This is a genomic window from Microterricola gilva (genome assembly GCF_004217495.1).
GTDB classification, from domain to species: Bacteria; Actinomycetota; Actinomycetes; order Actinomycetales; family Microbacteriaceae; genus Microterricola; species Microterricola gilva.
This window is the reverse complement of the sequence record NZ_SHLC01000001.1, coordinates 23011-49436: the sequence shown is the minus strand read 5'-3', so window position 1 is coordinate 49436 and position 26426 is coordinate 23011. Positions and strand designations below refer to the sequence as shown.

Sequence of the window (26426 nt, the reverse complement as noted above, 5' to 3'; positions counted from 1 at the left end):
AATGCACACGTGAATCAGACCACCTTCAGCGCGCGGTTCCGCCGCGGCGCGGCACTCGGACTCGGCTTCGTGCTGCTCTCCGGCGGGGCACTCGCGGCCGCGGCACCGGCACAGGCCGTACCCGTCGCCACACATATCGCGAAGGCCGACATCGGCTCAGAGCTCGGCACCACCGGCTGGCAGACGTACTCTCCGGACAGCCTGCAGGATGTCGGCGGGGCACTGAGCATCGCGTACTCGGGCTCGATCACGAACACGCTCGAGACGCCGGAACCCCTCACCAGCTACTCGGATGCCTTCGCCGAGAACCTGATCTCGTGGACCACGACGGACGACACCGGCCCCTCGGCGCTCGAACTCACCGTGCTGAACGGTGATCTCGATGAGACCGCCACCATCCGCTACGTCGGCGCGACCTCCGGCACGAATACGCCGGGTCTGGACTCGTCGTGGATCGTCTGGGGCGAGGTTCCCGGCCTCACCTTCGGCGCCGCGGCCCCGCTGGAGACGATTCTCCCCGCCCTCGACGCTGCCGGCATGACCGACGTCGCCGGCTACGGCATCTACTCCGAGCGGAGCGCCAGCTACCTGAGCACCCTCGACATCGCCGGCACGGTATTCACCTTCGGCGGCCCGCCGTCCCTCCCGCTCGACGGCGTGACCGTCACCCTGACGGGCACCCCGGTCGTCGGCCAGACCCTCAGTGTGGCCACCGCCGGATGGCCGGCAGGCACCGAGCTCAGCTACGAGTGGTTCTGGAACGGCGGCATGATGGGCGGCGGCATCGAGGGCGCCTCTGGCACCAGCTACACCGTCACGGGTGACCTGGTCAGCCGCTTCCTCGGCGTTGTCGTGACCGGCACCGCTGACGGTTTCTCGCCCACGACCCTCAACAGCGAGCTCACCGCGGCCGTGACCGCAACCCAGCAGCCCGCAGCTGCGGCACCCGTCGCCGACTCCTCCGGCCTCGACGCATTCCTCGCGGCCAACGCGCCTGCCGGCGTCCAGCCTCAGGATGCAGCCGGCCTGCCGGCCGGATCGCTCAACGCCGGCGCGAACCACACCGCCAGCATCGTCTGGGATGGCGCAGACAGCTTCGTCGACGTCTACGCCTACTCGAGCCCCGTGCTCGTCGGCACCTTCGCCGTGGTCGACGGCTCCGTGCAGATCGACCTCAGCACCGGTCTTCTCACGCAGCTGAGCGCCGGCGACCACACGCTGGTCGTCGTCGGCCAGAGCTCGAAGACCGTGCAGGCGTACGCGCTGAGCGTCACGGCCGGCCTGGCCGAGACCGGTGTCGACCCGATGCTGCCCCTCGGCGCCGGATCGCTCATGCTGCTGCTCGGCGCCGCACTGTTCGTCGCTCACCGCCGCCGGAGCGCGCAGCTCTAGCGGCTCTACGCGAGCACGCACCCGCTCAGCACAGGAGGGGCACTGCCAGCCGGCAGTGCCCCTCCTGTTTTTCCGAACGGCGGACTCGCGAAGCCTGCGACTCCCACCATCGGTGACCACACCGTGCCCCCGCACGGAGTGGTGGCTCTAATGCATGTTGTCGTTGCCGGACGCGTGCACCGCGTATCCCCAGCAGCCGGCGTCCTCCCAGCGGTACTCTCCGCCGAGCCCTGCATCGCCGCCCAGAGCAAGCCCCCATGCCGCGAGCTGCTCCTCGCTGAGGCCCTCCGGTTGGGCGGGGTCAGGCGCCGGCTCGGTGGCGAGCGGGTCGAATGGCGTCTGGTACTCCGGGTTCCACCACTCCCAGTAGAGGTACTCGAAGCCCTTCTCGGTCATGCATCCGCGCACGAGCTCCTGGAAGGCGAGCCAGGTCTCACGCTCGGTCGGGAGCCCGACCGGGTCGGCAGGCACGGGCACCGGCGGGGCCGCCAGCGCGCCATCGTCGATGAGTATCCCGAGCCCGGAACAGCCAGATTCCTCCGGCACCCCGGTCGGCTGCATGTAGTTCTCGCCGTAGTAGCCGATCAACCATTCGATGCTCTGGTTGTAGTCGAGCCCCGTCGGCTGCGGGCCCGTGCCGCCCGTCCACCATGGGGCGGTCACGTAGCCCAGGCCGAGATCGGTCATGCACGTGCCGACGACGGCATCCTTCGCGTACCACGCGGCCTTCGCTTCCGGCGTGACGTAGTCCGGGCTGGCCGGATCCGTGTACGGGTTGTAGCTCGGTGACAGGGGGTCGACGGCGACGGCTTCGGTCGCCTCGTAGCTCGTCGGCTCGTCGATGACGGTCGCCGCGGGCGTCTGCTCCGGCGTCGGCCGCTGCGAGGGCTCGGCCTGCTGAGCCGAATCCGATTGAACATCCGAGGCCTGCGCCGAGAGCCCGACCGCCACCGTTCCGCCTATGACCGCGGCCACAGCAGAGCCGGCCACGAGCACGCTGAGCGTTCGTCTGCTGAGCGTTCGTCTGTTCGGTGCCGCTCCATTCGGTGTCACCCTGTTCATCCTGATCCCCTTCGATCGAGCACCGGTTGCCCGGCCTCCCCTGCGCGTGTGACTGTCTAGTTGCTCTCGTCGTTGCCCATGACGTGCACGGCGTACCCCCAGCACCCGGCGTCCTTCCAGTCGTAGACCTCGCCGTCGTTGACACCGCCCTCGGCGAGCTCCCACGCCGCCCGCTCCTCGGCACTCAGCCCTGGGGGTTTCGGCGGGAGTGGATCGCCTTGCCCGTCGCTCGACTGGAACACCCGCAACGCCTCCAGGAACTCCGGGGACCACCACTCGAAATAGAGGTACTCGAAGCCTTGCTCCTCCATGCAGTCGCGCACGATCGCCTGCTGTTCCAACCAGGCCGTCCTCTCCGCCTGCTCGGCGGGAGTGACGACGGGCTCCGCCCCCGATGTAGTGGGGTCGCCGGCATCCACGGCGTCGACGTCCGCGACCGCGTCAGTCTCTGAGCCCTGCTCGGACTCCGGCTCAGCACTCGAGAGTGCGGCCTGCACCATCGGGGTCGACGATGCCGCCACCGCCAGACCGGCCACAGCGCCGATGGTCACGATCAGCCCAGCGGTCGCGAGCGTGGTGCCGAGCACCGCCTTGATCCCGTGCTTCACGCGCGCACCTCCTGTCGTGCCGCCGCAACGGTGGTGGCGTGCCGCTCGGGCATCCAGCGGACGGCCATTCCGAGGAAGAAGAGGCTGAGCCCCACGATGAGCACCTTGCTCAGCAGATCCCAGAAGGGCGCCGTATAGAACAGTTGCTGGTAGCTGGCACTGGAGAAGAGCAGCGCCTTCGCCCCGTAGCGCAGCAGGCAGTAGAGGGCGACGATCATCCAGAGGGCGCCGAGCCAGCGGGTGCGTGCCCGAGCCAGCAGGCCGAGCGCACAGGCACCGACTGCGAGGGCGAGCAGCGAGGACCCCATGATCGCGGCGTCGAACCAGCCATCCTGGCGGGCGAGGCTCATCGCGACGCGGATGACGACGAAACCGCTGCCGACGACCAGCATCAGGGCGAGCGTGTACGCCAGAATCGGCAGGCCGCCGCGGGCGCTCCGGCGCAGACCGAGTTGTTCCGGCGTCTCGTGGCGGCGGAGCTGTTGGCGCCGCCAGCTGAGATCGGAGATGACCCCGCCGAGTGCGCGCAGGCGGATGCCGCGTGCCACCCTGCGCGGGTCAATGCCCCGCTCGGCCGCCCACGTCGCGTGCTCGTGCAGGTCGGAGGCGATCTCGTCGCGTCGCCCCCCTGCAACCTGCTCCGGCAGTCCGCGGGTGTACCACGCGCACCAGTCCAACACCGTGTGCACAGCGGCACTGTTCCCCCGCGAGCGCACCGCGCTCGCTCCCCCCGAGCCGCTCACGCGAATGCCGCCCGACCCGGCGCGGCCGAACCCTGGGACGCGGCCGTCGCCACACGATAGGCCCGTTCGCCCTCTCCGCTCACCGTGTAGAGCCGGCGCCGCGGGCGACCGTCGGCTTCGGCCGTCTCGGCGTCCTCCCACGAGGACTCGAGCAGGCCGGCATCCGTCATACGTGCCAGCGCCTTGTAGAGCGTGCCGTGTGCGGTCAGGCCCTTGCCGTCGTCTCGTCCGGCCATCGCCTTGGCCAGCGCGAAGCCGTAGAAGTCACCGTCGTGCGCCTGCAGCGCGAGACCGCACTCCAGAATGTCGATCTCGAGGGGGAACAGCGTTCCTGGTCGTCGTCGTGCCATGAGGAAACCATAGGCACATATCTTCCTTTAAACAAGGGTTTCGTGAAAATCCCTGTTCACGAGCCATCCACCGGTCAGGATGCCGCACGGTCGGAATCCCCCGCGCGGCGGATTCGCGGCGGAATCCGCCCCGCTAGCGTTGAGGCATGAGTGACAGCACCGCCACGACCGCGCCGAGCGGGGCAGCCAGGGCGAACTCGGCGGCACCCCTGCCCGGCGAGGAGTGGGTGCGCCCGCGTCCCGGCCGCACCGGCTACCGCAACGACCTGCTGCTGGCACTCGTCCTGGCCGTCGCGACGACGATCAGCCTGGTGCTGTTCCGGGTGACGGGAACCTACGAGGACACCGCCGGCTGGCAGTCAACGCTCTGGGTCATCGCGATGACGCTGCCGCTCGCGTTCCGCCGGCGGTGGCCGGAGGCGGTCGCGATCGTGGCCTCGCTGGCGTTCACCGTCGCCTTCGTGTTCGAGACCGGCGAGATGCTGTTCAGCCAGATCTCCCTCTTCGTCGCGATCTACTCGGTCGGGGCCTGGGGCCGAAGCCGCCGTGTCGCAACCGTGGTGCGCGCCATCATCGTCTCCGGCATGCTTGCCTGGGTCTTCTGGCAGCTCATCTTCTACTCCGCCGTGCAGGATTACCTGCCTGAGCTGCCCCGCGACGGCGCGCTCTCGCCCTACCTCGCTTACGGCCTGATCAACGTCATGACCAACCTGCTCTACTTCGGTGGGGCGTGGTTCTTCGGCGAGGCCGCATACCGCTCGGCGCGCGCCAGGGCGCTCCTCGAGCAGCGCACGGTGGAGCTCGCCGAGGAGCGGGAACGCACCCAGCAGCAGGCCGTTGCCCTCGAGCGGGTGCGCATCGCACGCGAGCTGCACGACGTCGTCGCCCACCACGTCTCCGTGATGGGCGTGCAGGCCGGGGCCGCCCGCCGTGTGCTCGACCGCGACCCGGCCCAGGCCAGCGCAGCGCTCAGCATGATCGAACAGAATGCCCGCAGCGCGGTCGAGGAGTTGCAGCTGCTGCTCGGTGCCCTGCGCTCTGAACAGACGGAGACCGGCACGGTGCCGGCCCATCTCGACAACAGCACGCGCGGCGTCGAGCAGGTGGCCGATCTGGTGGCGGATGCCGCAGGCAACGGCCTCCCCGCGACGCTCAGCGTCATCGGCGACGCCCGCACGCTGCCCGGCGGCATCAGCCTCAGCGTGTACCGGGTCGCTCAGGAGGCACTGACCAACACGCGCAAGCACGCCGGCGGTGCGGCGACGGCTGATGTGCGGGTGCGCTACCTGCCAGACGCGGTGGAGCTCGAGGTGAGCGACACCGGAGTCGGCGCCAGCGCGCAGCGGCGCGGCGCCGTCGGGTCAGGGCTCGGCCAGCTGGGGATGCGGGAGCGTGTCGCGGCCGTCGGCGGGACGATCGAACTCGGCCCGCGCCCCCGCGGCGGCTACCGCGTGCGGGCCCGTTTCCCGCTGCCGGCAGCCGTGGCTTCGCCGCTTCCCCAGGCTCAGGCCCAGGGCGTGCCGAGCTCAACCAACGGGGTCTCCGCAGGCGATCCCGGCGCGGTTCCCACAGGCGCAACCAACGCGGTTTCCGCAGACGCGCCCACACACCCGCTGATTGAGCCTGCCGAGATCACCACAACCGAGAGCACCGAGAATGTCTGAGTCACCGAGCCCTGCCGACATCCGCGTGCTGATCGTCGACGATCAGCAGCTCATGCGCGCCGGCTTCCGGATCATCCTGGAGTCAGAACCCGGCATCGAGGTCGTCGGCGAGGCCGGCAACGGCGAACAGGCCGTCGCGCAGGCGCGCGCACTCACGCCGGACGTCATCTGCATGGACGTTCAAATGCCCGGCATGGACGGCCTTGAGGCCACCCGGCTCATCGTCGCCGACCCGACGCTCGCCGCGAGCGTGCTCGTGCTGACCACCTTCAACCGCGAGGACTACCTGTTCAGCGCCCTGCAGAGCGGCGCGAGCGGCTTCCTGCTGAAGAACGCCTCACCGGAGGAGCTCGTCAACGCCGTGCAGGTGCTCGCCCGCGGCGACGCGCTGCTGTCGCCGGATGTCACGCGGCACGTGATCGCCGCGGCGACCGCCGGGGTTTCGACAGGCCCAACCGACGAACGCCCGCTGATTGAGCCGGTCTCGCCGCTGAGTGAGCCTCTCGACATCCCGCAGCCCACCGGAGACACCGCGCTCGCGACGCTGACCGAGCGGGAGGCCGAGGTGCTGCAACTCCTCGCCTGCGGCCTCTCCAACGCCGAGATCGCGGGCCGGCTCTACGTGGGCGAGTCCACGGTGAAGACCCACGTGTCCAAGGTGTTGATGAAGCTCGGGCTCCGCGACCGCATTCAGGCCGTGATCTTCGCCTACGAGCACGGGATCACGGCTGCCCATCGGGCCTAGGGGCCTGGTCACTCGCTCCGGCATCCGCTGGGCCGCCGGCCGCGGCATCCGGAACCGCCGTGGCCACGCCCGCATCGCTCGCCACATCGGCCGGGGCATGCTGACGGCGGCTCGCGATCAGGAACGGGATGGCGATGGCCTCGATCAGGCCGGCGAACGCCAGCGAGGCCGGGTAGCCGTAGAGGTCGGCCGAGCGCCCGAGCACGGGCTGCACGACCACGCCGCCGCTTGAGGCCATCAGCGAGTCGAAGCTCAACACGGTCGCCCGCTGCTTCGACGGGATCATGTCGTTGAGGTAGGCCTGGCGCACCGGTCCGGCCGCCGCGGCGACGACACCCCACACGGCCAGCAGCACGAGCGCGAGCCAGAACACGCGGTTGATGCCGAGCGAGACCAGGATCACCACGCTGACGACGACGCTGAGGATCAGCACGGTCGTCCGCTTGCGGAACAGCGCCCGGACACGCGGGGCGAGCCAGCCGCCGAGCACCTGCGAGGCGGCAACGAGGGCCGCCGCGAGCCCGGCGATCGCGTAGGCCTTCGGATCACCGAAGAGCTCGAGCAGATAGGGCTGCAGCGCGTAGAAGACGTAGATGCCGACGCCGGCGGTGAACGGCGCCGCGAGCATGATGTAACGAACGGGCGGCTTCTTGAGCCCGCCATCGATGGAGGCGACGAGCAGTTCCTTGGTCGCGCGCAGCGGGTGCACGGAACGCTCCGGCGTGAAGCCGATGTCACGCATCAGCGCGAACGCGACGACGAACATCACCATCAGCACACCGACGCGCAGGAGGAAGGGCACGCCGAGGTTTGTCGCCTGGGCGATCACACCGCCGGCCACCGAGCCGACGAGCATGGCGACCCCGGCGACGATCTGGCCGCGGCCGAACACGGCCTCGAGTCCGCCCTCGTAGCCCGAGAAGCGCAGGGCGTCGACGAGCCACGCCTCGACGGCCCCGGAGAAAAAGGTGAAGCCGAGACCGAGCAGCACCGAGATGACCGCCCACGCCCAGAATGGGGCGTGCAGCTGCCACATCAGGTAGTACAGGTAGGTGGAGACGGCGAGGGTGATCGTTCCGAGCAGGAACGAGGCGCGGCGGCCCCAGCTGTCCGCCACGACGCCAGTCGGCACCTCGAACAACACCATGCCGGCCGTGAAGAACGCGTTGGCGGCGAAGGCCTCGAGCGAGCTGAGCCCGGCATCCAGCAGGAAGAGCGTGTTGACGCCCCAGATGAAGGAGGCGGCAAGCGTGTTGCCCAGCGTGAGGCCGAGGTAGATGCGCTGGATGCGGCGGGCGGCGGTGTTCATGGTGCCGCGCCCGAAAGGCGGGTTGATGAGGACACGAGAGACATGATCCTCCCGATTCTCGGCGCGCGCCAGCACCGGCGCGGTGCGGGCAATGTAAGACTGGAGGCATGATGCACTCGCTCAGCCGCGGAGCCGCCCGATGAGCGTTTTCGCCGACAAGCCCTGGCTCTCCTCGTACTCCCCCGGAGTCCCGCACCTCATCGACGTGCCGGACGACTCCCTCGTCGACGTGATCGAGGCCTCGGCCACGACATACGCGAACCACGTCGCGCTCGAGTTCTTCGGCGCGACCACGAGTTACCGCGAGCTCGGCGCCGCCATCGACCGTGCGGCGGAGGGCCTGCGCCGGCTCGGCGTCTCGGCCGGCGACCGGGTGGCCATCGTGCTGCCGAACTGTCCGCAGCACATCATCGCCTTCTACGCCGTACTGCGCCTCGGCGCCATCGTGGTCGAGCACAACCCGCTGTACACGCCCCGCGAGCTGCTGCACCAGTTCGAGGACCACGGCGCCAGCATCGCCATCGTCTGGGACAAACTCGCCGCCACCATCGCCGACTTCCCGTCGGCCATGGGCGTCGAGACGGTCGTCGCCGTCGACGTGACCCGTGCCATGCCGTTCGGCATGCGGGCCAAGCTCCGGATGCCGGTCGCCGCCGCCCGCACGGGCCGCGCGAAGCTGACGCTCGGCCACCCGGCTCCGGGTGCCGTCGTCTGGGCGAGCCTGCTCAAGAGCGGCCCCATCGCCGCCGAGCACCCGCGCCCGCAGGCGGACGACGTCGCGCTGCTGCAGTACACGAGCGGAACAACGGGCACGCCCAAGGGCGCAGTGCTCAGCCACCGCAATCTGCTCGTCAACTCGTTGCAGGGCCAGGCCTGGCTGCCCGGCCCGAAACCGGGCGCCGAGGTGTTCTACGGCGTGCTTCCGATGTTCCACGCCTTCGGGCTCACCCTCTGCATCACCTCCGCGATGAGCATGGGGGCGCGTCTCGTGCTGTTCCCGGCGTTCGATCCTGAGCTCGTGCTCAAGGCGGCGCGGCACAATCCGCCGACCTTCCTGCCGGCCGTCCCGCCGATCTACGACCGGATGCTCACGGCCGCCGACGCCGCTGGCGTGAGCCTCGCCAGCATCCGTTTCGCCATTTCCGGCGCCATGGCCCTGCCGCCCGCGCTCGTCGAACGCTGGGAGGCGGGCACGGAGAGCCTGCTCGTCGAGGGCTACGGCATGACCGAGTCCTCGCCGATCATCGCGGTGAACCCGGTGGCCGCCAACCGGCGCGCCGGCACCGTCGGGCTGCCGCTGCCGAACATCGAGATCCGCGTCGTCGACCCGGAACGGCCGGGAGTGCAGCGCGGCTTCGACGAGGCCGGCGAGCTCCTCGTGCGCGGTCCCCAGGTCTTCTCCGGCTACTGGAACCGGCCGAGCGAGAGCGCGGAGGCGCTGCTCGGCGCCGACGTCGTTGCGGATTCCGTCGATCCTCTGGACACCGCGGATGCCGCGGGTAGCGGCCCCTGGCTGCGCACCGGCGACATCGTCACGGTCTCCGCCGACGGCTTCATCTCCATCGTCGACCGGGCCAAGGAGCTCATCGTCACCGGAGGCTTCAACGTCTCGCCCACCGAGGTCGAGGGGGCGCTGCTCGCCCACCCGGATGTGCTCGACATCGCCGTCGTCGGCGCCCCGGATGCCGATGGCTCCGAGGTCGTCACCGCCGCCGTGGTGCTCGCGCCCGGCGTCGAGCTCGACCCCGACGCGCTCCGCACCTTTGCGAAGACCTGCCTCACGCCGTACAAGGTTCCGCGCCGCTTCGTGCAGGTCGACGAGCTGCCCCGCTCCCTCATCGGCAAGGTGCTCCGGCGCCAGGTGCAGCAGCAGATCATCGGCAAGTAGCTGCGGGCGCACCGGCATCCGCCCGCGAGAGTGCAGAAATTGCGCTGAATACGTCGGATCCAGCGCAATTTCTGCACTCTCGAGCATCCGGTACCTGACGAGAGGGCGTCCCCGCCGCCCGCGCACGACGCGCGCGACCAGCGTCGCCTCTCGACCGCGCGGCGGAGAGCGGAAACCCTCCGCACGGCGGATGCCGGCACGAGGTCGCTCCTCGTAGCCTGAGTGCACAGCAGCGAAAGGTGCACTCAGTGTTAGAGATCCAGAACGTCAACAAGAGCTACGGCGATCGCGCCGTGCTCACGGACGTCAGCTTCACCGTCGGCCACGGCCGCATGACGGGTTTCGTCGGCGGCAACGGCGCGGGCAAGACCACGACGATGCGCATCATCCTCGGCGTCCTGGCCCCGGATGCCGGCAGCGTCAGCCTCGACGGCACGCTCCTGACTGCGGCCGACCGCCGCCGCTTCGGCTACATGCCGGAGGAGCGCGGCCTCTATCCGAAGATGAAGGTGCAGGAGCAGCTCGTCTATCTGGCCCGCTTGCACGGCTTCACCTCGGCCGCCGCGAATCGCAACGCCGCGGCGCTGCTGGAGCAGCTCGGCCTCGGCGAGCGCGCGAACGACACGGTCGAGAGCCTCTCGCTCGGCAACCAGCAGCGCGCCCAGATCGCGGCCGCACTGGTGCACGAGCCCGAGGTGCTCGTGCTCGACGAGCCGTTCAGCGGACTCGACCCCATGGCGGTCGACGTGGTTCTCGGCGTGCTGCAGTCGCACGCGGCATCCGGGGCCCCCGTGCTCTTCAGCTCGCACCAGCTCGACATCGTTGAGCGGCTCTGCGACGACCTCGTGATCATCGCCGACGGCGAGATTCGCGCCAACGGCTCGGTCGAGGGTCTGCGCCGCGAGCACGGCTCCTCCCGGCACGAGCTGCTGCTCGGCGGCTCTCGTGCTGGAGGCGACGCCGGCTGGGTGCGCGATGTGCCCGGCGTCACGGTGATCGACTTCGACGGCGGCTACGCCCTGTTCGAGGCCGGCGACGACGCCCGCGCCGCCGTGCTGACCCGCGCCGTGGCCAGCGGCGAGCTGGTGAGCTTCGGCCCGCACGAACCCTCCCTTGCCCAGGTCTTCCGAGAGGTCATCCGCTGATGAGCACGCACCAGAGCACCCCACCGCGCGGCGCCGCCGACCGCGGCACGCCCAGCTTCGCGCACAGCGTCGGCCTCGTCGCCGGCCGCGAGATCACCATGCGCCTGCGCAGCAAGGCGTTCCTGATCTCGACCGGCATCCTCATGCTCGCCGTGCTCGCCTCCGTGGTGATCGGCGGTCTCGTCAGCCAGAACCCCGACCAGACCAAGGTGGCCCTGATCGGAACCTCCGCCGATGCCGCGAGCGCCGCCATCGCCCAGGCCGAGGGGCTCGAGGGCGTCACGGCCGATTCGCGCGAGGACGCGGAGCAGATGCTCCGCGACGGCGAGGTCAGCGCGATCGTCGTGCCCAGCGAGGCCGCGGATGCCGCGAACCCCGTCACCGTGATCGGGCTCGACCAGCCCCCCGGCGACGTCGTCGGAGCGCTCAGCATCCGGCCGGAGGTCGTGCTGCTCGAGCAGGCGAGCCAGGACTCGTTCCTGATCTACCTCGTCGCGCTCGGCTTTGGGCTGGTCTTCTTCATGTCGGCGATCACCTTCGGTTCGACCATCGCATCGAGTGTCGTCGAGGAGAAGCAGACCCGCATCGTCGAGATCCTGATGTCGACGATACCGGTGCGCGCGCTGCTCGCCGGCAAGGTAGTCGGCAACAGCGCGATGGCATTCCTGCAGATCGTGGCCATCGCGGTGCTCGCCATCCTCGGCATGGTCGTGACGAGTCAGAAGGTGCTGCTCGGCACCCTTGGCGCGTCGGTGATCTGGTTCATCGTGTTCTTCGCCGTCGGCTTCGTCATGCTCTCCGCCCTGTTCGCGGCGACGGCGTCGATGGTCTCCCGCGCCGAAGACATCGGCTCCGTCACCTCGCCGGTGACAATGCTCGTGATGCTGCCGTACTTCCTCGTCATTCTCTTCAACGACAACCCGCTCGTGCTCGGCATCATGAGCTACGTGCCGTTCTCAGCGCCGGTCGGCATGCCGATGCGTGTGTTCCTCGGCACGGCCGAGTGGTGGGAGCCGCTGCTCTCGCTCGCGATCCTGGTGGCGACGACGGTGCTCGTGCTGGCACTCGGCTCGCGCATCTACAGCAACTCCCTGCTGCGTCTCGGCGCCAGGGTCAAGCTGGCCGAGGCACTCAAGGGGTAACGCCTCGGCCCGGGGGAAGGGGCGGATGCCGCAGCACGCGGCATCCGCCCCTCTGTGTCTGCCCGTCTGTCGTTGATTGAGCCAGACCTCCGTCGATAGCGCCTGACCTCCGTCGATAGTGCCTGACCTCCGTTGATTGAGCCTGTCGACATCCGCTCGTGAGGTTTCGACAGGCTCAACCAGCGGGAGGGGTGAACGACCTCGGAGCGCGAAGGGTGAACGACCTCGGAGCGGGGAAGAGTGGCGCGGGGCGGGCGATCAGGCACGAAGTGTGCGTGTGGCGCACGAAATCGCTGGATGTCGCGGTGCCAGACTAGAGCGGTGACTGACACTCTGCATGACCTTGACTCCCGCGGCTTCGCGTCCGACAACTACTCGGGCGTGCACCCCGAGATCATGGCGGCCATCGCCGCGGCCAACGGTGGCCACCAGATCGCCTACGGCGACGACGTCTACACCGAGAAGCTGCAGCAGGTCTTCGCCTCCCACTTCGGCGACGGCGTGCAGGCCTTCCCGGTGTTCAACGGCACCGGCGCGAACGTCACCGGACTGCAGTCGATGCTGCCGCGCTGGGGCGCGGTCATCTGCACGAGCACCGCCCACATCCACAGCGACGAGAACGGCGCCCCCGAGCGCATCGGCGGCATCAAGCTGCTCACCGTCGAGACACCGGACGGCAAGCTCACCCCCGAGCTCATCGACAAGGAAGCCTGGGGCTGGGGCGACGAGCACCGCGCGCAGCCCGGCGTCGTCTCGATCACCCAGACCACCGAGCTCGGCACCGCGTACTCGGTGGCCGAGGTCACCGCGATCGCCGAGCACACCCACAAGCTCGGCATGAAGTTGCACATGGACGGCGCGCGCATCTCCAACGCCGCCGCCGCACTTGGCCAGCCGCTGCGGGCCTTCACCACGGATGCCGGCGTCGATGTGCTGAGCTTCGGCGGCACCAAGAACGGGATGCTGTTCGGCGAATCCATCGTCGTGCTGAACCCCGAGGCGTCGACCGGCCTCAAGTACCTGCGCAAGATGAACATGCAGCTCTCGTCGAAGATGCGCTTCGTCTCGGCGCAGCTCATCGCACTGCTCGAGAACGACCTCTACCTGCGCAACGCCTCCAACGCCAACGCCATGGCCGCCCGACTCCGCGGCGCACTCGAGGCCGGCATCGCCGACGGCTCGATCACCGGCCTCGGCTTCTCGCAGCCCACCGAGTCCAACGCCGTCTTCGCCGTGCTGCCCGACGGCGTCGCCGACACCCTGCGCGAAAGCTTCCGCTTCTACGACTGGGATGCCGCGAAGAACGAGGTGCGCTGGATGTGCGGCTTCGACACCACCGAGTCCGACATCGACACCTTCGTCGCCGCGGTGAAGCGCGAGCTCGCTGCCCGGTAACGGATCGCGGGGCGGATGCCGGTGCCGCCGGCATCCGCCCACCACATTCCGCGCACGCGGAATAGTCGCGGGCACAAGCGCGTTTCACCCTCCGATGCCCCAGTGTTGTGGCGCACTCTCAACCACCTCACTGCAAGGAATCTCATGACGCTGCTTGACGCCGCCCCCCGTACCGCCCAGACCAGCGCCCCCGTGCTCGACGTTCTCGCCGAGCGCTGGAGCCCGCGCGCCTTCGACCCGGACGCCGTGCTGGAGCCCGGTGCACTCGCCGGCGTGTTCGAGGCGGCCCGCTGGGCACCGAGCGCGAACAACTCGCAGCCGTGGCGCTTCATCATCGCCCGCCGTGGCACCGCGACCTTCGACACCATCGCCAACGCACTGATGGGCTTCAACCAGGCCTGGGCCGGAAGCGCGGCCGCCCTCGTCGTGAACGTCGCGATCGTCGCCGACGCCGACGGCAAGCCGACTCCGTGGGCGCAGTACGACCTCGGCCAGGCCGTCGCCCACCTCAGCGTGCAGGCGCACGCCGAGGGACTGCACGTGCACCAGATGGGTGGCTTCGACCGCGACGCGATCAGCGCAGCGTTTGAGCTCGAGGAGCGCTTCGTTCCGACCTCGGTCATGACGATCGGCAAGCTCGGCGACGCCGCCGCCCTGCCCGACGCCCTGCGCGAGCGCGAGATCGCCCCGCGTCAGCGCCTCGCCCTCGACGAGATCGTGCTGCTGAACGACTAGTCGCTCGCTGCGGACGCCCGGCGCGGGCCCGCGATAAGTGCAGGGGCCCGGTGATTTCACCGGGCCCCTGCACTGTATCCGGGCCCGTGGGCGCTGTGTCAGTCGCCGGTGCGCGTGCGGCGTCTGCGCAGCACAGCGGTGACCACCACGGCCCCGCCGATCAGCAGGAGCGCGAGCGCCGCGGTGAACAGCGCCCCGCCGTCGAAGCCGCTCGCTGGCAGCCCTGCTCCGGTCGCCGGCTTCTCGCCGCCCGGGGTTCCACCAGGGTTGCCGCCCGGGTCGGTGCCCCCGTCATCCGCGGTGACCGTGACATCGCTGCGCATGAACAGCACGTTGCCCGTCGGCGACGTCCCCGACGCCACGATCGAGTGCGTGCCGGAGTAGCCTGCCGGGATCGTGACCGTCGCGCGTGCGACCCCTGCGGCATCCGCGGTCACCGTCGCCAGCACAGTCGGGCTCGAGTAGATCGAGAAGACGACGGGCGAGTCAGGGGCGAAGCCGAATGCGCTGACGTCGAGCGTTGTGCCTGGCGTGGCGTCAGCCGGGACACCCTCGAGCGCTCCGCTCCCTCCGGGGACCGTCGCGGGCGGCATCACGACGGGCAGCTCCTCGAGCGTGACGGTCAGCGTCTGCGTCGTCCTCAGACCGGCGGCATTCGTTGCCGTCAGCGTCACGGGGTAGTCGCCAGCGGGCGCCGTCGTCGTTCCACGGATGCTGGCCGTGCCGTCACCGGCATCGCTGAAGCTGAGGCCGTCCGGCAGGGCTCCGGTGATGGCGAGCGTGATGGCGTGAGGGAATCCACCGTCGGTGGTGACCGCGAAGCTGCTCAGCACGCCCCGTTTGACGAGCACGGAATCCGCGCTGCCGATCGCCGGCTTCTCTGTCACCGTCAGCGCGAACGCCTGGGTGACCGCACCCGAGGCGTTCTTCACCTTCAGCGCGAGCGCGTAGTCGCCGCCGCTGCCGGCCTTCGGGGTTCCGCCAAGCACGGCCGTCCCATCACCGTTGTCGGTGAAGGTGACGCCCTTCGGCAGCGCGCCCGTCACGCTCAGCTCCACTGCCCCCGAGTAGCCGGGGCTGCTCGTCACGGTGACGGTCGCCGGGTCGCCCACCGTGATGGTCGCGGCATCCGCGGAGGTGATCGCCGGGTCCTCTGTCACCGTCAGCGTGAACGACTGGGCGCTGGAGCCTGTGCCATTCGTCGCCGTCAGCGTCAGCGGGTATGCCCCGCCTGTACCGACCGCCGCCGCGCCGCCGAACGTCGCGGTGCCGTCGCCGTTGTCGGTGAATGTGACGCCGGCCGGCAACGCGCCGCCCTCTGTCAGGGTGACGGCGCCCGAGTGGCCGGGGCTGCTCGTCACCGTGAATGTCGCCGCGGAGCCGACACCGATCGTCGCGGCATCCGCCGAGGTGATCGCGGGGTCCTCCGTCACGGTCAGCGTGAAGCTCTGGGCGCTCGATCCCGCACCGTTCGTCGCCGTCAGGGTGAGCGCGTAGTCGCCCCCGGTCGCGGCGGCGGGCGTTCCGGCGATCGTCGCGGTGCCGTCGCCGTTGTCGACGTAGCTGACACCGGTGGGCAGCGTGCCGCCCAGGGCCAGCGTGACGGCACCCGGGTATCCCGCGCTGCTCGTCACGGTGAACGAGAGTGGCGCACCGGCCGGTGCCGTCGCGGTGCTTGCCGAGGTGATCGCGGGCTTCTCCGCGATCACCACGTCCAGCGGCTGGGCGGCATCAACCCCGAAGCCGTTCGCTGCCCCGATCGTCACCGTGTGGGTGCCGCCGGTGCCCGGTTCCGGTGTGCCGGAGATGGTCGCGATTCCGTTGCCGTTGTCGACGAAGCCGAGGCCGGCCGGAAGGCCGCCGGCGGAGATGGCTGGCGTCGGCGTTCCCGTTGCTGTCACCGTGACGCTGCCGGCGATGCCGACCTCAAACGGGGCGGATGCCGCGCTCGTCAGCTGCGGAGGCGTGCCGACGGTCAGCGTCGCCGCGGCGCTCGTCGCGCTCGCGCCGTCGGTGACGACGACCCGGTACTGCGCACCGCTCATCAGCTGTGTCGCCGTGAAGCTCAGCGAGGCAACGCCGGCGTTCAGCGTGCCGCCGGGAACATCGGTCCAGGTGGATCCGTCACCCGAGCGCTGCCACTGCGCTGTCATCGTTCCTGTCGACGGCACGGCGGCGCTGGCGGTGGCTGTGAAGGTTGCCATGGCACCGGCCGTCACCGTCTGCGGCAGTGGTTGCACGGTGACGGCGGGCGCCTGCCGTACGGTCACGCTGATGTTCTTCGTGGAGGCCAACACCCCGTTCCATGCCCGCAGCTGGAAGCTGTAATCGCCGGCCGCGACTGTCGCGTCGGCCGCGAGCCGGTAGCTGTCGGGTGCGGACCCCGTCAGGCTGAAGCCCGATGGGGCGCCGATCAGTCCCATGGTGGTTGCCGTGGGGAACCCGGGGGTCACGGTGATCTGCGCGAAATCGCTGCCGCCGAGCGCAAGCTCAATTGCGTTGGGTGCGGTGATGATCGGCGCCGTCGTAACCCGAATGGGGAGCTGCACGGTCGAGGCCGGTCCGGTCGGGGAGTTCTTCGCCGTGAAGGTCAGGACGTAATCTCCGCCGACCGTCGGGGTGCCGCTGAGGGTGAATGCATCATCGTTGCCACCCGGAGCAACGTTCACTCCGGCGGGGATCGTGCTGCTCGGGTCAAGCTCGAGCGACGCCGACACGGGGTAACCGCCGCTCGCCGTGACACTGAGGCTGCTCATGGGGGTACCCCCCTCGAGCGAGAGACCGGACGGTGCGTTGATCACAGGTGCTTCCAGCACGGTGATGCTCAGCGTGCTCGCCGCCGTTGTACCGAAGACGTTGCTGGCCGCGACGTCGAAGACGTAGACGCCGCCAGCACCGACGGGCGGGGTTCCGGAGATCGTCAGCCGGCCGCCCTCGCTCGTGCCCACGCTGAGCCAGCCGGGCACGGTGGCCGGCGCCGTCGGGGTGACGGTGATCGTTGCGTCGGGGATGCCGCTCGCGAAGACGTCGAACGAGTGCTCCGCGCTGTCCACGGCCCAGCTCGCGGCTCCAGCACTGCCGATCACGGGCCCGGTGCCGACGGTCAGCAGCGCCGCGCGGCTCTTCGCAGCGAGGGTGACGAAGTAGCGGTAGACCGAACCGTTGTCGGCCTGGCTCGTCGCGACGGTCAGCGTCGGCCCGGTCTCGAGGAGGTCGGTCCAGCTCAGCCCGTTGTTGGTCGATCGCTGCCACACCCCGCTCGGCGCGGGGTAGCCGCCGACGCCGACCGTGAAGCTGGCCGTGTTACCGACGAGCACGGCGGCATCGCCGGGCTCCACCGAGATGTACGCGTCCTCGTTCACGGTGAGCGTCACCGTCTGGGGCACGCTGAGCCCCGCGCTGTTCGTGGCGGTGAGCGTGATCGTGTACACGCCGCCGGCCCCGGCATCCGGGGTTCCCTGCAGCCCTGTGACCCCGCGCTCCGGGTCGACGACCGTGGTGACGCCAGCAGGCAGCGCACCCGCGAGCGTGACCTTCGCGTCGTTGGGGTAGCCGCCGCCCGCCGCGAAGCTCAGGTTCGTCGCGTCGCCGACATGCAGCGCCCCGCTCGGCGGGCTGCTGAACGCCGGCTTCTCGTTCACCGTCAGGGTGAAGTTCTGCGCCACGTCGGCATCGCGGCCGTTGTTGCGAGTGAAGCTCAGGGCATACACGCCGCCGCTTCCGGCAGCCGGGGTGCCGCTGAGCAGGGCGGTGGCCTGCCCGGCCGCTCCGCCCGTGACGCTCACGCCCCCCGGCAGGGCGGCGCCGCTCGTGACGAGGGCGCTCAGCGGGAAGCCCGTCGTCGAAATCGTGTGCGTTCCCGGCTGGTCGACCGTGAACGTGGCGGCGGGCGCCGAGGTGAATGCCACAGGCTGCCGTACCGTCACGGTGTACGCCTGCGGCGTGGTGCCGACCGAGTTCACGGCGGTCAGCGAGGTGTTCGTGATGCCGGTCGCGCTCGGCGTGCCGCTGATGGTTGCAGTGCCGTTGCCGTTGTCGACGAACGTCAAGCCGGCCGGCAGCGCGACACCGGAGACGGTGAGCGCTGGGAAGGGGTAGCCGTCGCTTCTGACGGTGGCGGAGACAGGAACACCGATCGTCGCGTCGAGGTTCACGAGACCCGGGAATTCGGGCACCTTCGCCATGCCGAAGCTCGCGACCGCCTTCGCGTTCCCGAGGCCCGCGGTGACGGATGCCGGGCCGCGCAGCGCATGCGCGTCGAATGATGTGTTCGCCGTCCCCCCGGTCAGGGGCGTGCTGGATGCCGAGATCGTGGCGCCGTTCGGAAGCACGCCGGACCAGGCCACGGTGGCGTCGCTGAAGATCCGGAGCGACGCGGGGCTGATCACGCCGCCCGTGGAGTTCTTCAGCACCGAGGCGGTGAGCACGGCGGTGCTCGAGCCGAGCGGAATCAGCACGGGGTTCGCCGAGACAGAGAGCGCGAGCGAGGGCTCGGCCGTGACGCCGGCGGATGCCGTGTCGCAGCCGGTTGCGCCGACGGCGAGCCGATTGCAGTTCCACCAGTTGTTCTCGGCATTGACGACGATGCCGCCTGTCGTTCCGTCGCCGTCAACGACGGCATTCGCGTTGGTGCCCGTGTTGCCGATGAAGCTATTGAAGTGTGCGTTCAGCGTGCCACCGGCGACGTGGATCGCGGCGCCGGCTGCCGGGGCGGCACCGGTGATGGTGTTGGCCGCGAAGCGGGTGCCCGTGATCTCCAGCGTTCCGCTGTTCTGCAGGATGGCGCCGCCGCGCGCGGGCTTGCCGGCCGCGCCCGCCACGGTGTTGGCAGAGAAGGTGCTGTCGGTGATCTTCGCCTCGACGGCCGTCGGGGACTGGCCGGCGCTGAATTCGATCGCGCCACCGCCGATCGCCGCGATGTCATTCGAGCGGGCCGAGTTGCCGCTGAACACGGTGTTGCTCACCAGGAACTTCTGGTTGACGACCTCCGTCGCGGCGTAGGCGACACCGCCGCCACCGCTGGTGCCGGAGTCGTTGTCGCTGATCGTCGAGTCGGAGATGCTGAGCTGACCGCCGATGAATTGAATGCCGCCGCCCGGGGCGTTCGTCGCGGAGCCGGTGGTGTTCGCCCGGCTGTCCGTGATGGTGCTGTTGGTGATGGTGAGCGTGTCTCCTGAGCCGCCCGCTCCGGCCGAACCGCCGAGGATGCCTCCGCCACCGAAGGCGTTGCCGACGCCACCGGTGATGGTGATTCCCGTGATCGTCGTCGTCACTCCGCCGACGAGGTCGGGGTCGAGCACGAGGACGGAGGTCTGGCCGTCGCCGATGATCTTCGCGCTGCGATCGGACGGGCCCTGCAGGGTGATGTTCGAGCCGCTGTTCTTTCCGAGCAGGAGCGAGCCGTTGCCGGCGCTGAGCTGGTAGTTGCCAGCCTGCAGGGTGATCGTGGTGGAGTCGGCGCCACGGTTGTTGGCGGCGCACACCGCGTCGCGCAGCGTGGGTTCGATTGGCACGGTGATCGCTGGGTTGGTGCAGGATGCCGGGTTGCCGTTGTCCTCCGTGCTCGTCACCGTCCACGCTGCGGGCGCGGCGACGGCCGGCGCGGCAACGCCGACGACGGCCCCGCCGATAGCGAGCGTGACAACCGTCGCGAGGGCGAGTGCGCGGTACGCGCGCGAGCGAACAGAATGGCCGACGGTAGGGGTCGGAATCATATGCGTGTCAGCGCTTTCTGGGATCGGGGCCAGGCTAGGGAAAGGGCACGACACGCCCCCCGGCGTCGAAAGATGGACGGTGTCCAGCAGCGTTAACATAGTCGGTGTTCCGCTGCGCCGCGAGGTCCCCGAATTGGGGTGACTCCCGCCGTGCGCGACATCGCCGGCAGGGGCGAGAATGAACGACGTCCACAGTCTGACCAGGGAGCTCCATGCTTGAGGTTTCTCGCCGGACCGTGATGGCTTTCGGCGCCGGCGCGGTCGGAGCCGTCGCCGTAGGCGCATTCGCGACGCCGGCCGTCGCGGGTGGCGCGCCCACCCCTCCCGCTGCCGCGCTCCCGGTCTTCACGCCGGCCGCTGCCGCGGAGCTGCCGCTCCGCTCACACTTCGCCGGACACGAAGGGGAGACGTTCGTCGCCACGGCGAACGGCGCCGCCCTCGCGCTGACACTCACCGAGATCGATGATGTGCCTCCCGCCATCGGCACGGAGGACGAGAATCGCTTCAACCTGATCTTCTCGGTGCAGGGCACGGCGTTGCCAGCCCAGGACGTCTACGAGATCACCCACCCCAGCGTTCCGGCCGCACTGCTTTTCGCGTCGCCGATCGGCGCAGGCAAACGGCGGCAGCTTCAAGCACTCGTCAACCGACTCGTATGAGCCAGGAGCTGCCGTCCCACGCCGACTTCCTCCGGGTCGTCGGTGACGTTTTCGACGCCGCCGACAGCGCAGGAGTGCGCACCCCTCTGACGTTGATCACGTGCAGCGATGAGCTCCGCTCCGGGGGCTATTCCTCGTTCTCCCTCGGCTTCCGTGGCGACGACACGGTGCGCGAACAAGGGATCTTCGAGCTGCGGCATCCGGGGCTCGGCACGCTGCACCTCTTCCTCGTACCCTCGCGTGCGGATGCCGCCGGGACCGAGTACACCGCGAGCTTCAACAGTCTGGAGGCCTGACGATGGCGCAACCCTATGTCGGCGAGATCCGCATGTTCGCGGGCAACTTCGCCCCGGCCGGGTGGATGTTCTGCGACGGCCAACTGCTGCCGATCTCCGAGAACGAGACGCTGTTCAACTTGATCGGCACCACCTATGGCGGGGATGGCCAGTCGACATTCGCCCTGCCGAATATGCAGGGCCGGCTTCCCCTGCATCAGAGCAGCGGTGGACACATTCTGGCCGAAACCGGCGGCGCTGAAGAGGTCACACTCAGCAGCCAGCAGATTCCCGCTCACCGCCACCCCACGCTGGCTGCGGCCGCCTCGGGAACAAGCGCCAGCCCGCAGGGCAATGTGCTCGCAACGTGGGCGGACACCCCATACGCGACAACGCCTGTCGCCCCGGCGCCCGGCGCCCCGGTTGCGTTGTCGCCGACGGCCGTGGCCGCGACCGGTGGGAACCAGCCGCACGACAACATGCCGCCGTTCCTGGCCGTGAGCTTCATCATCTCGCTGTTCGGCCTCTTCCCCTCACAGACATGATCGAGATGTCCGAGCTGTCCGAAGTCTTCGCACCCGCCAGAGAGGCACGTCATGGCTGAGCCCTTCTTGTCCGAGATCCGTCTCTTCAGCTTCGGCTTCCCGCCCAAGGGCTGGGCTCTGTGCGACGGTCAGTTCTTGCCGATCAATCAGAATCAGGCGCTGTTCTCACTCCTCGGCACGACATACGGCGGCAACGGGCAGACGAACTTCGCCCTTCCTGACCTGCGTGGCCGTTCACCACTGCACGTCGGCAACGGACACGACCTCGGAGAGAGGGGCGGCGAAGAAGCACACACGCTGAGCGTCAACGAGCTCCCCCGACACAGCCACAGCGTCAACGTCGCCGCGACGGCATCCACGCTCACGGCCGCCGGCAAGCTACTGGCCAGTCCGGGCAAGCCGGCTTTTGCCGCACCCGGCTCCGGAGGTGTCGTCGCGATGGCCGCGGAGTCGAGCGGCCACACGGGTGGCAGCCAGGCGCACCTCAACATGGCGCCGTATCTCACCCTCAACTTCTGCATAGCGCTTGTAGGCATTTTCCCCAGCCGCAACTAGCTGGGCGACCCACCTCTCGATCCAAAGGACACCAGCATGGCCGATCCGTTCGTCGCCGAGATTCGCATGTTCCCGTTCAACTTCGCGCCCCAAGGGTGGGCGTGGTGCGACGGTCAGCTGCTGCCGCTGTCGCAGAACACCGCCCTGTTCTCGCTGCTCGGAACCACCTATGGCGGTGACGGCAAGACCACCTTCGCTCTTCCGAACCTGAACGGCTCCTTTCCGATGCACCCAGGGCAAGGCCCGGGGTTGAGCCTCCGCTCTCTCGGCGAGCAGGGCGGCCGGCAGACCGTGACGCTTCTCGAATCGGAGATCCCCGCGCACGGGCACGCACTGAACGCGCTTCCCATCTCCGGAACCTCGAACTCGGCGGAGGGCAGAATGCTTGCGGCGCCACGCTACGGGCGTGCGCAGGAACGTAGCTACGCCGAACAAAACGCCCCCGGCATCACCAAGCTCAGCCCAGCCGGCCTCTCGTCCGCCGGCGACGATCAGCCGCACAACAACATGCCGCCCTACCTCACGCTCTACTTCGCCATCGCACTGCAGGGCGTCTTCCCTCCACGCCCATAGCGGCCCGATCGAGCACCTGGCACCGTGACTGACCGCCGACCCGTTGGCGTCTCCGTGCTCCGGGCAGCCTCGCCGGACGACACCGGGCTGCTCAGGGATCTCTTCGCGGAGAGCCGCGAAGCGGAGCTTGCTGCGCTGCCTGACGACGGCGTCCGGGAGCTCTTCCTCTCGATGCAGTGGGCGGCGCAGAGCACGCAGTACGAGCGCCTCTACCCGGAGGCGGACAGCCTCATCATCCTCTCGCCGGCGCCCGACGGAGGCATGCCGGTCGGGCGTCTGCTGGTTCACTGGCTGCCGGAGCGCGTGCGCATCGTCGACATTGCGGTCCTTGCCGCGCATCGGAACGCGGGGCATGGCACAGCGGCGCTCATCGAGCTGCTCCGCCGAGTGGACGCGGACGACGTGCCGGTCACGCTGAGCCTGCTCAGACAGAACCGTGCCGCGCACCGCCTCTACCGCCACCTGTGCTTCGTCGACGCTGCCGGCTCGCCCGAGGACTCGCATCTGGTGATGCGGCGCGCCCGGCAATCCGAGCGCTCGGAGTCGGCCTAGCGGAGCGGGTGTCCGCTACGGCCGCAGCAGCACCTTGGTCGCCCGACGCTCGTCCATGGCGGCGTACGCCTCGGCGACCTCGCTGAGCGGCAGCTCGACGTCGAAGACACGGCCGGGCTCGATCACGCCGGCCAGCACCTCCGGCAGCAGTTCGTCGATGTAGTTGCGCACGGGAGCGACGCCGCCGTTGACACCGACGTTGCGGTTGAACAGCGGGCGCACCGGCAGCTCAGGGCCGCCGTTGGGGGCGCCGACGTAGCCGACCATGCCGCCGGGGCGGGTGGAGCGGATCGCCTGGTCCATCGACTCCTTGGTGCCGACGCACTCGAGCACGTAGTCGGCGCCAATGCCGTCGGTCAGCTCCTGGATGCGCGCGATGCCCTCGTCGCCGCGCTCCTCGACGATGTCGGTCGCCCCGAATTCGAGGGCCAGGGCCTGCCGTTCGGGATGCCGTGACATCGCGATCACGCGGGCGGCGCCGAGGCGCTTCGCCGCGATCACGGCGCACAGGCCGACGGCGCCATCACCGACGACCGCGACGGTGCTGCCGGGGGTGACGCCGGCCGAGACGGCGGCGTGGTGGCCGGTGCCCATGACATCGGCCAGTGTCAGCAGGCTCGGCACGAGCGCGGCATCCGGAAGCGACGGGGTCGCAACGAGGGTGCCATCGGCGTTCGGCACCCGCACGAACTCGCCCTGTGCTCCGTCCACGAAGTGGCCGGACTCGTCGGTGGCGCCCCACCAGCCGCCGTGCAGGCAGGAGGTGCTGACGCCGTTCCGGCAGTTCGCGCAGCTGAAGTCGCAGTGATAAAAGGGGGCGATCACGAAGTCACGTGGCTTGACCGCGGTGACGGCGCCGCCGACCTCCTCGACGATGCCGACGAATTCGTGGCCGATGCGGCGCGGCTCGTGGGTGGGCGTGACGCCGCGGTACGGCCAGAGGTCGGAGCCGCAGACGCAGGCGGCGACGACCCGCACGATGGCGTCGGTCGGCAGAGCCAGCACCGGGTCGGGCACTTCGTCGAGGCGGATGTCTCGTTCACCGTGGATCACTGTTGCGCGCATGGAACGAGCCTACGCTTGCGCGCGGCACAGTGGCCGAATCCAGGGCATCAGGGCTTCGCTCGTTCCTCGCTCAGCCGCCGTGGAGTGGGGAACGCGGACGTGGCCGCCCCGGCATCCGGGACGGCCACGTCTGGTGTTCGCTGCTATACCGTAGAGCCGACGGTGAGGCTGTCGCCGTCCGCCGCGAGGTCGACCCGCACGAGGTCGCCGTCTCGCACGGCGCCGCCGAGCAGCGCGTTCGCGAGCCGGTCGTCGATCTCGTGCTGCATGAGCCGCCGCAGCGGTCGCGCCCCGTAGATCGGGTCGTAGCCACGTTCGGCCAGCCAGCGCCTGGCGTCCGGCGTCACCGCCAGCGTGAGCCTGCGGCTGGCGAGCCGCTTCGACAGTCGGTCGATGTAGAGCTCAACGATCTCGCCGAGCTCCTCCTGCGAGAGCGCCGAGAACACGACGATGTCGTCGAGTCGGTTGACGAACTCGGGCTTGAAGGCCTGGCGCACCAACTGCTGCACCGCCGTCTCCTTCTCGTTCCAGGTCAACGACGGGTCAACGAGGAAGTGCGAACCGAGGTTCGAGGTGAGAATCAGGATGACGTTGCGGAAGTCGACCGTGCGGCCCTGACCGTCGGTGAGCCGACCGTCGTCGAGCACCTGCAGCAGCACGTCGAAGACCTCCGGGTGCGCCTTCTCGACCTCGTCGAGCAGGATCACCGAGTACGGGCGCCGCCGCACGGCCTCCGTCAGCTGTCCACCCTGCTCGTAGCCGACGTAGCCGGGAGGGGCGCCGACGAGACGCGAAACGGTGTGCTTCTCGCCGTACTCGGACATGTCGATGCGGATCATCGCCTTCTCGTCGTCGAAGAGGAACTCGGCCAAAGCCTTGGCGAGCTCCGTCTTGCCGACGCCGGTCGGGCCGAGGAACAGGAACGAGCCGGTTGGACGGTCGGGGTCGGAGATTCCGGCACGCGTTCGGCGCACGGCATCCGACACCGCGGCGACGGCCTTCTTCTGGCCGATCAGGCGCTTGCCGAGCTCGTTCTCGAGGTGCAGCAGCTTCTCGGTCTCGCCCTGCAGCAGGCGGCCGACGGGGATTCCAGTCCACGCGGCGATGACCGCTGCGATGTCTTCCTCGGTGACCTCCTCGTTGACCATGCGGTCTTCGATCGGGTCGTTCTCGGCCTGCTCCGCTGCCGCCAGCCGCTCCTGCAGCTGCTTGATCGTCGTGTACTCGAGCTTGGACGCCTCGGTGTAGTCGGCCTCGCGCATCGCACGGTCACGGGCGCGGGTGGCCTCGTCGAGTTGCTTCTTGAGGTCACCGACGGCCGTCAGCGATGCCTTCTCGCGGGCCCACCTGGCCTCGAGCACGCCCAGCTCCGCACTCTTCTCCGCGAGTTCCTCGCGCAGCTTGGTCAGGCGCTCCTTTGAGGCGTCGTCCTTCTCCTTCTTGAGGGCGAGCTCCTCGATCTTCATCCGCGCGACCTGGCGCTGCAGCTGGTCGATCTCAACCGGGGAGGAGTCGATCTCCATCTTGAGTCGGCTCATCGCCTCGTCGACGAGGTCGATCGCCTTGTCTGGAAGCTGGCGCGAGGTGATGTACCGGTTGCTGAGGGATGCCGCGGCAACGAGTGCGCCGTCGCTGATCGTCACTCCGTGGTGCGCCTCGTACGCACCCTTCAGCCCGCGGAGGATCGCCACGGTGTCTTCGACACTCGGCTCGCCGACGAACACCTGCTGGAAGCGGCGTTCGAGGGCGGCATCCTTCTCGATGAACTCGCGGTACTCGTTGAGCGTGGTCGCGCCGATCAGGCGCAGCTCACCGCGGGCGAGCATCGGCTTGAGCATGTTGGAGGCCGCGACCGAGCCCTCGCCGCCGCCTGCACCCATCAGGGTGTGCAGCTCGTCGACGAAGGTGATGATCTCACCGTCGGACTCGTTGATCTCCTTGAGCACACTCTTCAGCCGCTCCTCGAACTGGCCGCGGTACATGGCGCCGGCCACGAGCGCGCTGAGGTCGAGCGAGACGAGTCGCTTGCCCTTGAGCGAGTCGGCGACGTCGCCGGCGACGATGCGCTGGGCGAGGCCCTCGACGACGGCGGTCTTGCCGACGCCCGGTTCACCGATGAGCACGGGATTGTTCTTGGTGCGCCGGGTCAGCACCTGGCTGAGCCGGCGGATCTCGGCGTCCCGCCCGATCACGGGGTCGAGCTTGCCGCTCGCCGCGATCGCGGTCAGGTCAACGCCGTACTGTTCGAGGGCGCTCTTGGCGTCTTCCTGGGGTGGCTGTTGGCCTGGCTGCATTGTGTGTTCCTTTCCG

23 protein-coding genes are annotated in these 26426 nt (G+C 69.3%); 15 read left to right on the top strand and 8 right to left on the bottom strand.

The window, feature by feature from the left end:
* Positions 1 to 9: 9 nt before the first annotated feature.
* On the top strand, positions 10 to 1392 hold the full coding sequence (locus tag EV379_RS00230) for a hypothetical protein (RefSeq protein WP_130504387.1): 1383 nt from the start codon (positions 10 to 12) through the stop codon (positions 1390 to 1392).
* 147 nt (positions 1393 to 1539) lie between these two features.
* Here the strand turns inward: EV379_RS00230 and EV379_RS00225 are convergent, their stop codons facing one another.
* Positions 1540 to 2343, bottom strand: coding sequence for a hypothetical protein (locus tag EV379_RS00225; protein WP_130504386.1), 804 nt, complete (start codon positions 2341 to 2343; stop codon positions 1540 to 1542).
* A gap of 10 nt (positions 2344 to 2353) precedes the next feature.
* On the opposite strand from EV379_RS00225, the gene EV379_RS17090 reads away from it, so the two are divergent.
* A complete protein-coding gene (locus tag EV379_RS17090; protein ID WP_165397241.1) occupies positions 2354 to 2506 on the top strand; it encodes a hypothetical protein in 153 nt (50 codons plus the stop codon).
* Between the two features lie 4 nt (positions 2507 to 2510).
* On the opposite strand, the gene EV379_RS00220 is transcribed toward EV379_RS17090, so the two are convergent.
* The 3 genes from EV379_RS00220 to EV379_RS00210 are packed head-to-tail and all read right to left on the bottom strand — an operon-like array spanning position 2511 to position 4155.
* A complete protein-coding gene (locus tag EV379_RS00220) occupies positions 2511 to 3062 on the bottom strand; it encodes a hypothetical protein (protein ID WP_130504385.1) in 552 nt (183 codons plus the stop codon).
* Positions 3059 to 3751 (bottom strand): hypothetical protein, encoded by a 693-nt coding sequence (locus EV379_RS00215; protein WP_130504384.1) that lies wholly within the window; start codon positions 3749 to 3751, stop codon positions 3059 to 3061. Before EV379_RS00215 ends, EV379_RS00220 begins: the two co-directional genes overlap by 4 nt.
* 50 nt (positions 3752 to 3801) lie before the next feature.
* Entirely contained in the window at positions 3802 to 4155 is a 354-nt protein-coding gene (locus EV379_RS00210; protein WP_130504383.1) for a PadR family transcriptional regulator, read from the bottom strand.
* A gap of 146 nt (positions 4156 to 4301) precedes the next feature.
* Here EV379_RS00210 and EV379_RS00205 point away from each other — a divergent pair, with 146 nt between their 5' ends.
* Complete coding sequence (locus EV379_RS00205; RefSeq protein WP_130504382.1) at positions 4302 to 5819, top strand: sensor histidine kinase; 1518 nt, start codon at positions 4302 to 4304, stop codon at positions 5817 to 5819.
* On the top strand, positions 5812 to 6564 hold the full coding sequence (locus EV379_RS00200) for a response regulator (RefSeq protein WP_130504381.1): 753 nt from the start codon (positions 5812 to 5814) through the stop codon (positions 6562 to 6564). Before EV379_RS00205 ends, EV379_RS00200 begins: the two co-directional genes overlap by 8 nt.
* On the opposite strand, the gene EV379_RS00195 is transcribed toward EV379_RS00200, so the two are convergent.
* Entirely contained in the window at positions 6542 to 7873 is a 1332-nt protein-coding gene (locus EV379_RS00195) for an MFS transporter (RefSeq protein WP_130504380.1), read from the bottom strand. The two genes, EV379_RS00200 and EV379_RS00195, sit on opposite strands and share 23 nt — an antisense overlap.
* A 139-nt stretch (positions 7874 to 8012) precedes the next feature.
* Between EV379_RS00195 and EV379_RS00190 the strand changes: the two genes are divergently transcribed.
* From EV379_RS00190 to EV379_RS00170, 5 genes are all read left to right on the top strand, one after another.
* Positions 8013 to 9761 (top strand): long-chain-fatty-acid--CoA ligase, encoded by a 1749-nt coding sequence (locus EV379_RS00190; RefSeq protein ID WP_130504379.1) that lies wholly within the window; start codon positions 8013 to 8015, stop codon positions 9759 to 9761.
* 248 nt (positions 9762 to 10009) lie between these two features.
* Positions 10010 to 10906 (top strand): ABC transporter ATP-binding protein, encoded by an 897-nt coding sequence (locus EV379_RS00185; RefSeq protein WP_130504378.1) that lies wholly within the window; start codon positions 10010 to 10012, stop codon positions 10904 to 10906.
* On the top strand, positions 10906 to 12048 hold the full coding sequence (locus EV379_RS00180; RefSeq protein WP_130504377.1) for an ABC transporter permease: 1143 nt from the start codon (positions 10906 to 10908) through the stop codon (positions 12046 to 12048). The genes EV379_RS00185 and EV379_RS00180 overlap by 1 nt, the downstream gene beginning before the upstream one ends.
* A gap of 321 nt (positions 12049 to 12369) precedes the next feature.
* Complete coding sequence (locus tag EV379_RS00175) at positions 12370 to 13443, top strand: threonine aldolase family protein (protein ID WP_130504376.1); 1074 nt, start codon at positions 12370 to 12372, stop codon at positions 13441 to 13443.
* Between the two features lie 144 nt (positions 13444 to 13587).
* On the top strand, positions 13588 to 14178 hold the full coding sequence (locus EV379_RS00170) for a nitroreductase family protein (protein ID WP_130504375.1): 591 nt from the start codon (positions 13588 to 13590) through the stop codon (positions 14176 to 14178).
* Positions 14179 to 14276: 98 nt separating this feature from the next.
* Here the strand turns inward: EV379_RS00170 and EV379_RS00165 are convergent, their stop codons facing one another.
* Positions 14277 to 19892 (bottom strand): beta strand repeat-containing protein, encoded by a 5616-nt coding sequence (locus EV379_RS00165; protein WP_130504374.1) that lies wholly within the window; start codon positions 19890 to 19892, stop codon positions 14277 to 14279.
* A gap of 212 nt (positions 19893 to 20104) precedes the next feature.
* Here EV379_RS00165 and EV379_RS00160 point away from each other — a divergent pair, with 212 nt between their 5' ends.
* Genes EV379_RS00160 through EV379_RS00135 form a run of 6 tightly spaced genes read left to right on the top strand, consistent with a single transcriptional unit; the run spans position 20105 to position 23051 of the window.
* Positions 20105 to 20551, top strand: coding sequence for a DUF6916 family protein (locus EV379_RS00160; RefSeq protein ID WP_130504373.1), 447 nt, complete (start codon positions 20105 to 20107; stop codon positions 20549 to 20551).
* The gene (locus EV379_RS00155; protein ID WP_130504372.1) at positions 20548 to 20847 is read left to right on the top strand and encodes a DUF6916 family protein; all 300 of its coding nucleotides are present in this window, start codon (positions 20548 to 20550) and stop codon (positions 20845 to 20847) included. Before EV379_RS00160 ends, EV379_RS00155 begins: the two co-directional genes overlap by 4 nt.
* 2 nt (positions 20848 to 20849) lie before the next feature.
* Positions 20850 to 21371 (top strand): phage tail protein, encoded by a 522-nt coding sequence (locus tag EV379_RS00150; protein ID WP_130504371.1) that lies wholly within the window; start codon positions 20850 to 20852, stop codon positions 21369 to 21371.
* Positions 21372 to 21422: 51 nt separating this feature from the next.
* On the top strand, positions 21423 to 21926 hold the full coding sequence (locus EV379_RS00145; RefSeq protein ID WP_130504370.1) for a phage tail protein: 504 nt from the start codon (positions 21423 to 21425) through the stop codon (positions 21924 to 21926).
* 36 nt (positions 21927 to 21962) lie between these two features.
* On the top strand, positions 21963 to 22499 hold the full coding sequence (locus tag EV379_RS00140; protein WP_130504369.1) for a phage tail protein: 537 nt from the start codon (positions 21963 to 21965) through the stop codon (positions 22497 to 22499).
* A gap of 24 nt (positions 22500 to 22523) precedes the next feature.
* Positions 22524 to 23051: a GNAT family N-acetyltransferase gene (locus EV379_RS00135; RefSeq protein WP_130504368.1), complete on the top strand. Its 528-nt coding sequence runs from the start codon at positions 22524 to 22526 to the stop codon at positions 23049 to 23051.
* A gap of 15 nt (positions 23052 to 23066) precedes the next feature.
* Here the strand turns inward: EV379_RS00135 and EV379_RS00130 are convergent, their stop codons facing one another.
* Both EV379_RS00130 and EV379_RS00125 read right to left on the bottom strand, forming a co-directional pair.
* Positions 23067 to 24116, bottom strand: a complete 1050-nt coding sequence (locus EV379_RS00130; protein WP_130504367.1) for a zinc-dependent alcohol dehydrogenase family protein — start codon at positions 24114 to 24116, stop codon at positions 23067 to 23069.
* A 143-nt stretch (positions 24117 to 24259) separates the two neighbouring features.
* Positions 24260 to 26410 carry an ATP-dependent Clp protease ATP-binding subunit gene (locus EV379_RS00125; protein ID WP_130504366.1) on the bottom strand — a complete coding sequence of 717 codons (2151 nt, stop codon included), beginning with the start codon at positions 26408 to 26410 and terminating at the stop codon, positions 24260 to 24262.
* Between the last annotated feature and the right edge of the window lie 16 nt (positions 26411 to 26426).

Coding starts and splice junctions, on each gene's coding strand:
- EV379_RS17090 (WP_165397241.1), top strand. CDS start 2,354: ATGACCGCGGCCACAGCAGAGCCGGCCACGAGCACGCTGAGCGTTCGT.
- EV379_RS00210 (WP_130504383.1), bottom strand. CDS start 4,155: ATGGCACGACGACGACCAGGAACGCTGTTCCCCCTCGAGATCGACATT.
- EV379_RS00205 (WP_130504382.1), top strand. CDS start 4,302: ATGAGTGACAGCACCGCCACGACCGCGCCGAGCGGGGCAGCCAGGGCG.
- EV379_RS00200 (WP_130504381.1), top strand. CDS start 5,812: ATGTCTGAGTCACCGAGCCCTGCCGACATCCGCGTGCTGATCGTCGAC.
- EV379_RS00195 (WP_130504380.1), bottom strand. CDS start 7,873: ATGAACACCGCCGCCCGCCGCATCCAGCGCATCTACCTCGGCCTCACG.
- EV379_RS00190 (WP_130504379.1), top strand. CDS start 8,013: ATGAGCGTTTTCGCCGACAAGCCCTGGCTCTCCTCGTACTCCCCCGGA.
- EV379_RS00180 (WP_130504377.1), top strand. CDS start 10,906: ATGAGCACGCACCAGAGCACCCCACCGCGCGGCGCCGCCGACCGCGGC.
- EV379_RS00170 (WP_130504375.1), top strand. CDS start 13,588: ATGACGCTGCTTGACGCCGCCCCCCGTACCGCCCAGACCAGCGCCCCC.
- EV379_RS00165 (WP_130504374.1), bottom strand. CDS start 19,892: ATGATTCCGACCCCTACCGTCGGCCATTCTGTTCGCTCGCGCGCGTAC.
- EV379_RS00160 (WP_130504373.1), top strand. CDS start 20,105: ATGCTTGAGGTTTCTCGCCGGACCGTGATGGCTTTCGGCGCCGGCGCG.
- EV379_RS00155 (WP_130504372.1), top strand. CDS start 20,548: ATGAGCCAGGAGCTGCCGTCCCACGCCGACTTCCTCCGGGTCGTCGGT.
- EV379_RS00150 (WP_130504371.1), top strand. CDS start 20,850: ATGGCGCAACCCTATGTCGGCGAGATCCGCATGTTCGCGGGCAACTTC.
- EV379_RS00145 (WP_130504370.1), top strand. CDS start 21,423: ATGGCTGAGCCCTTCTTGTCCGAGATCCGTCTCTTCAGCTTCGGCTTC.
- EV379_RS00140 (WP_130504369.1), top strand. CDS start 21,963: ATGGCCGATCCGTTCGTCGCCGAGATTCGCATGTTCCCGTTCAACTTC.
- EV379_RS00130 (WP_130504367.1), bottom strand. CDS start 24,116: ATGCGCGCAACAGTGATCCACGGTGAACGAGACATCCGCCTCGACGAA.
- EV379_RS00125 (WP_130504366.1), bottom strand. CDS start 26,410: ATGCAGCCAGGCCAACAGCCACCCCAGGAAGACGCCAAGAGCGCCCTC.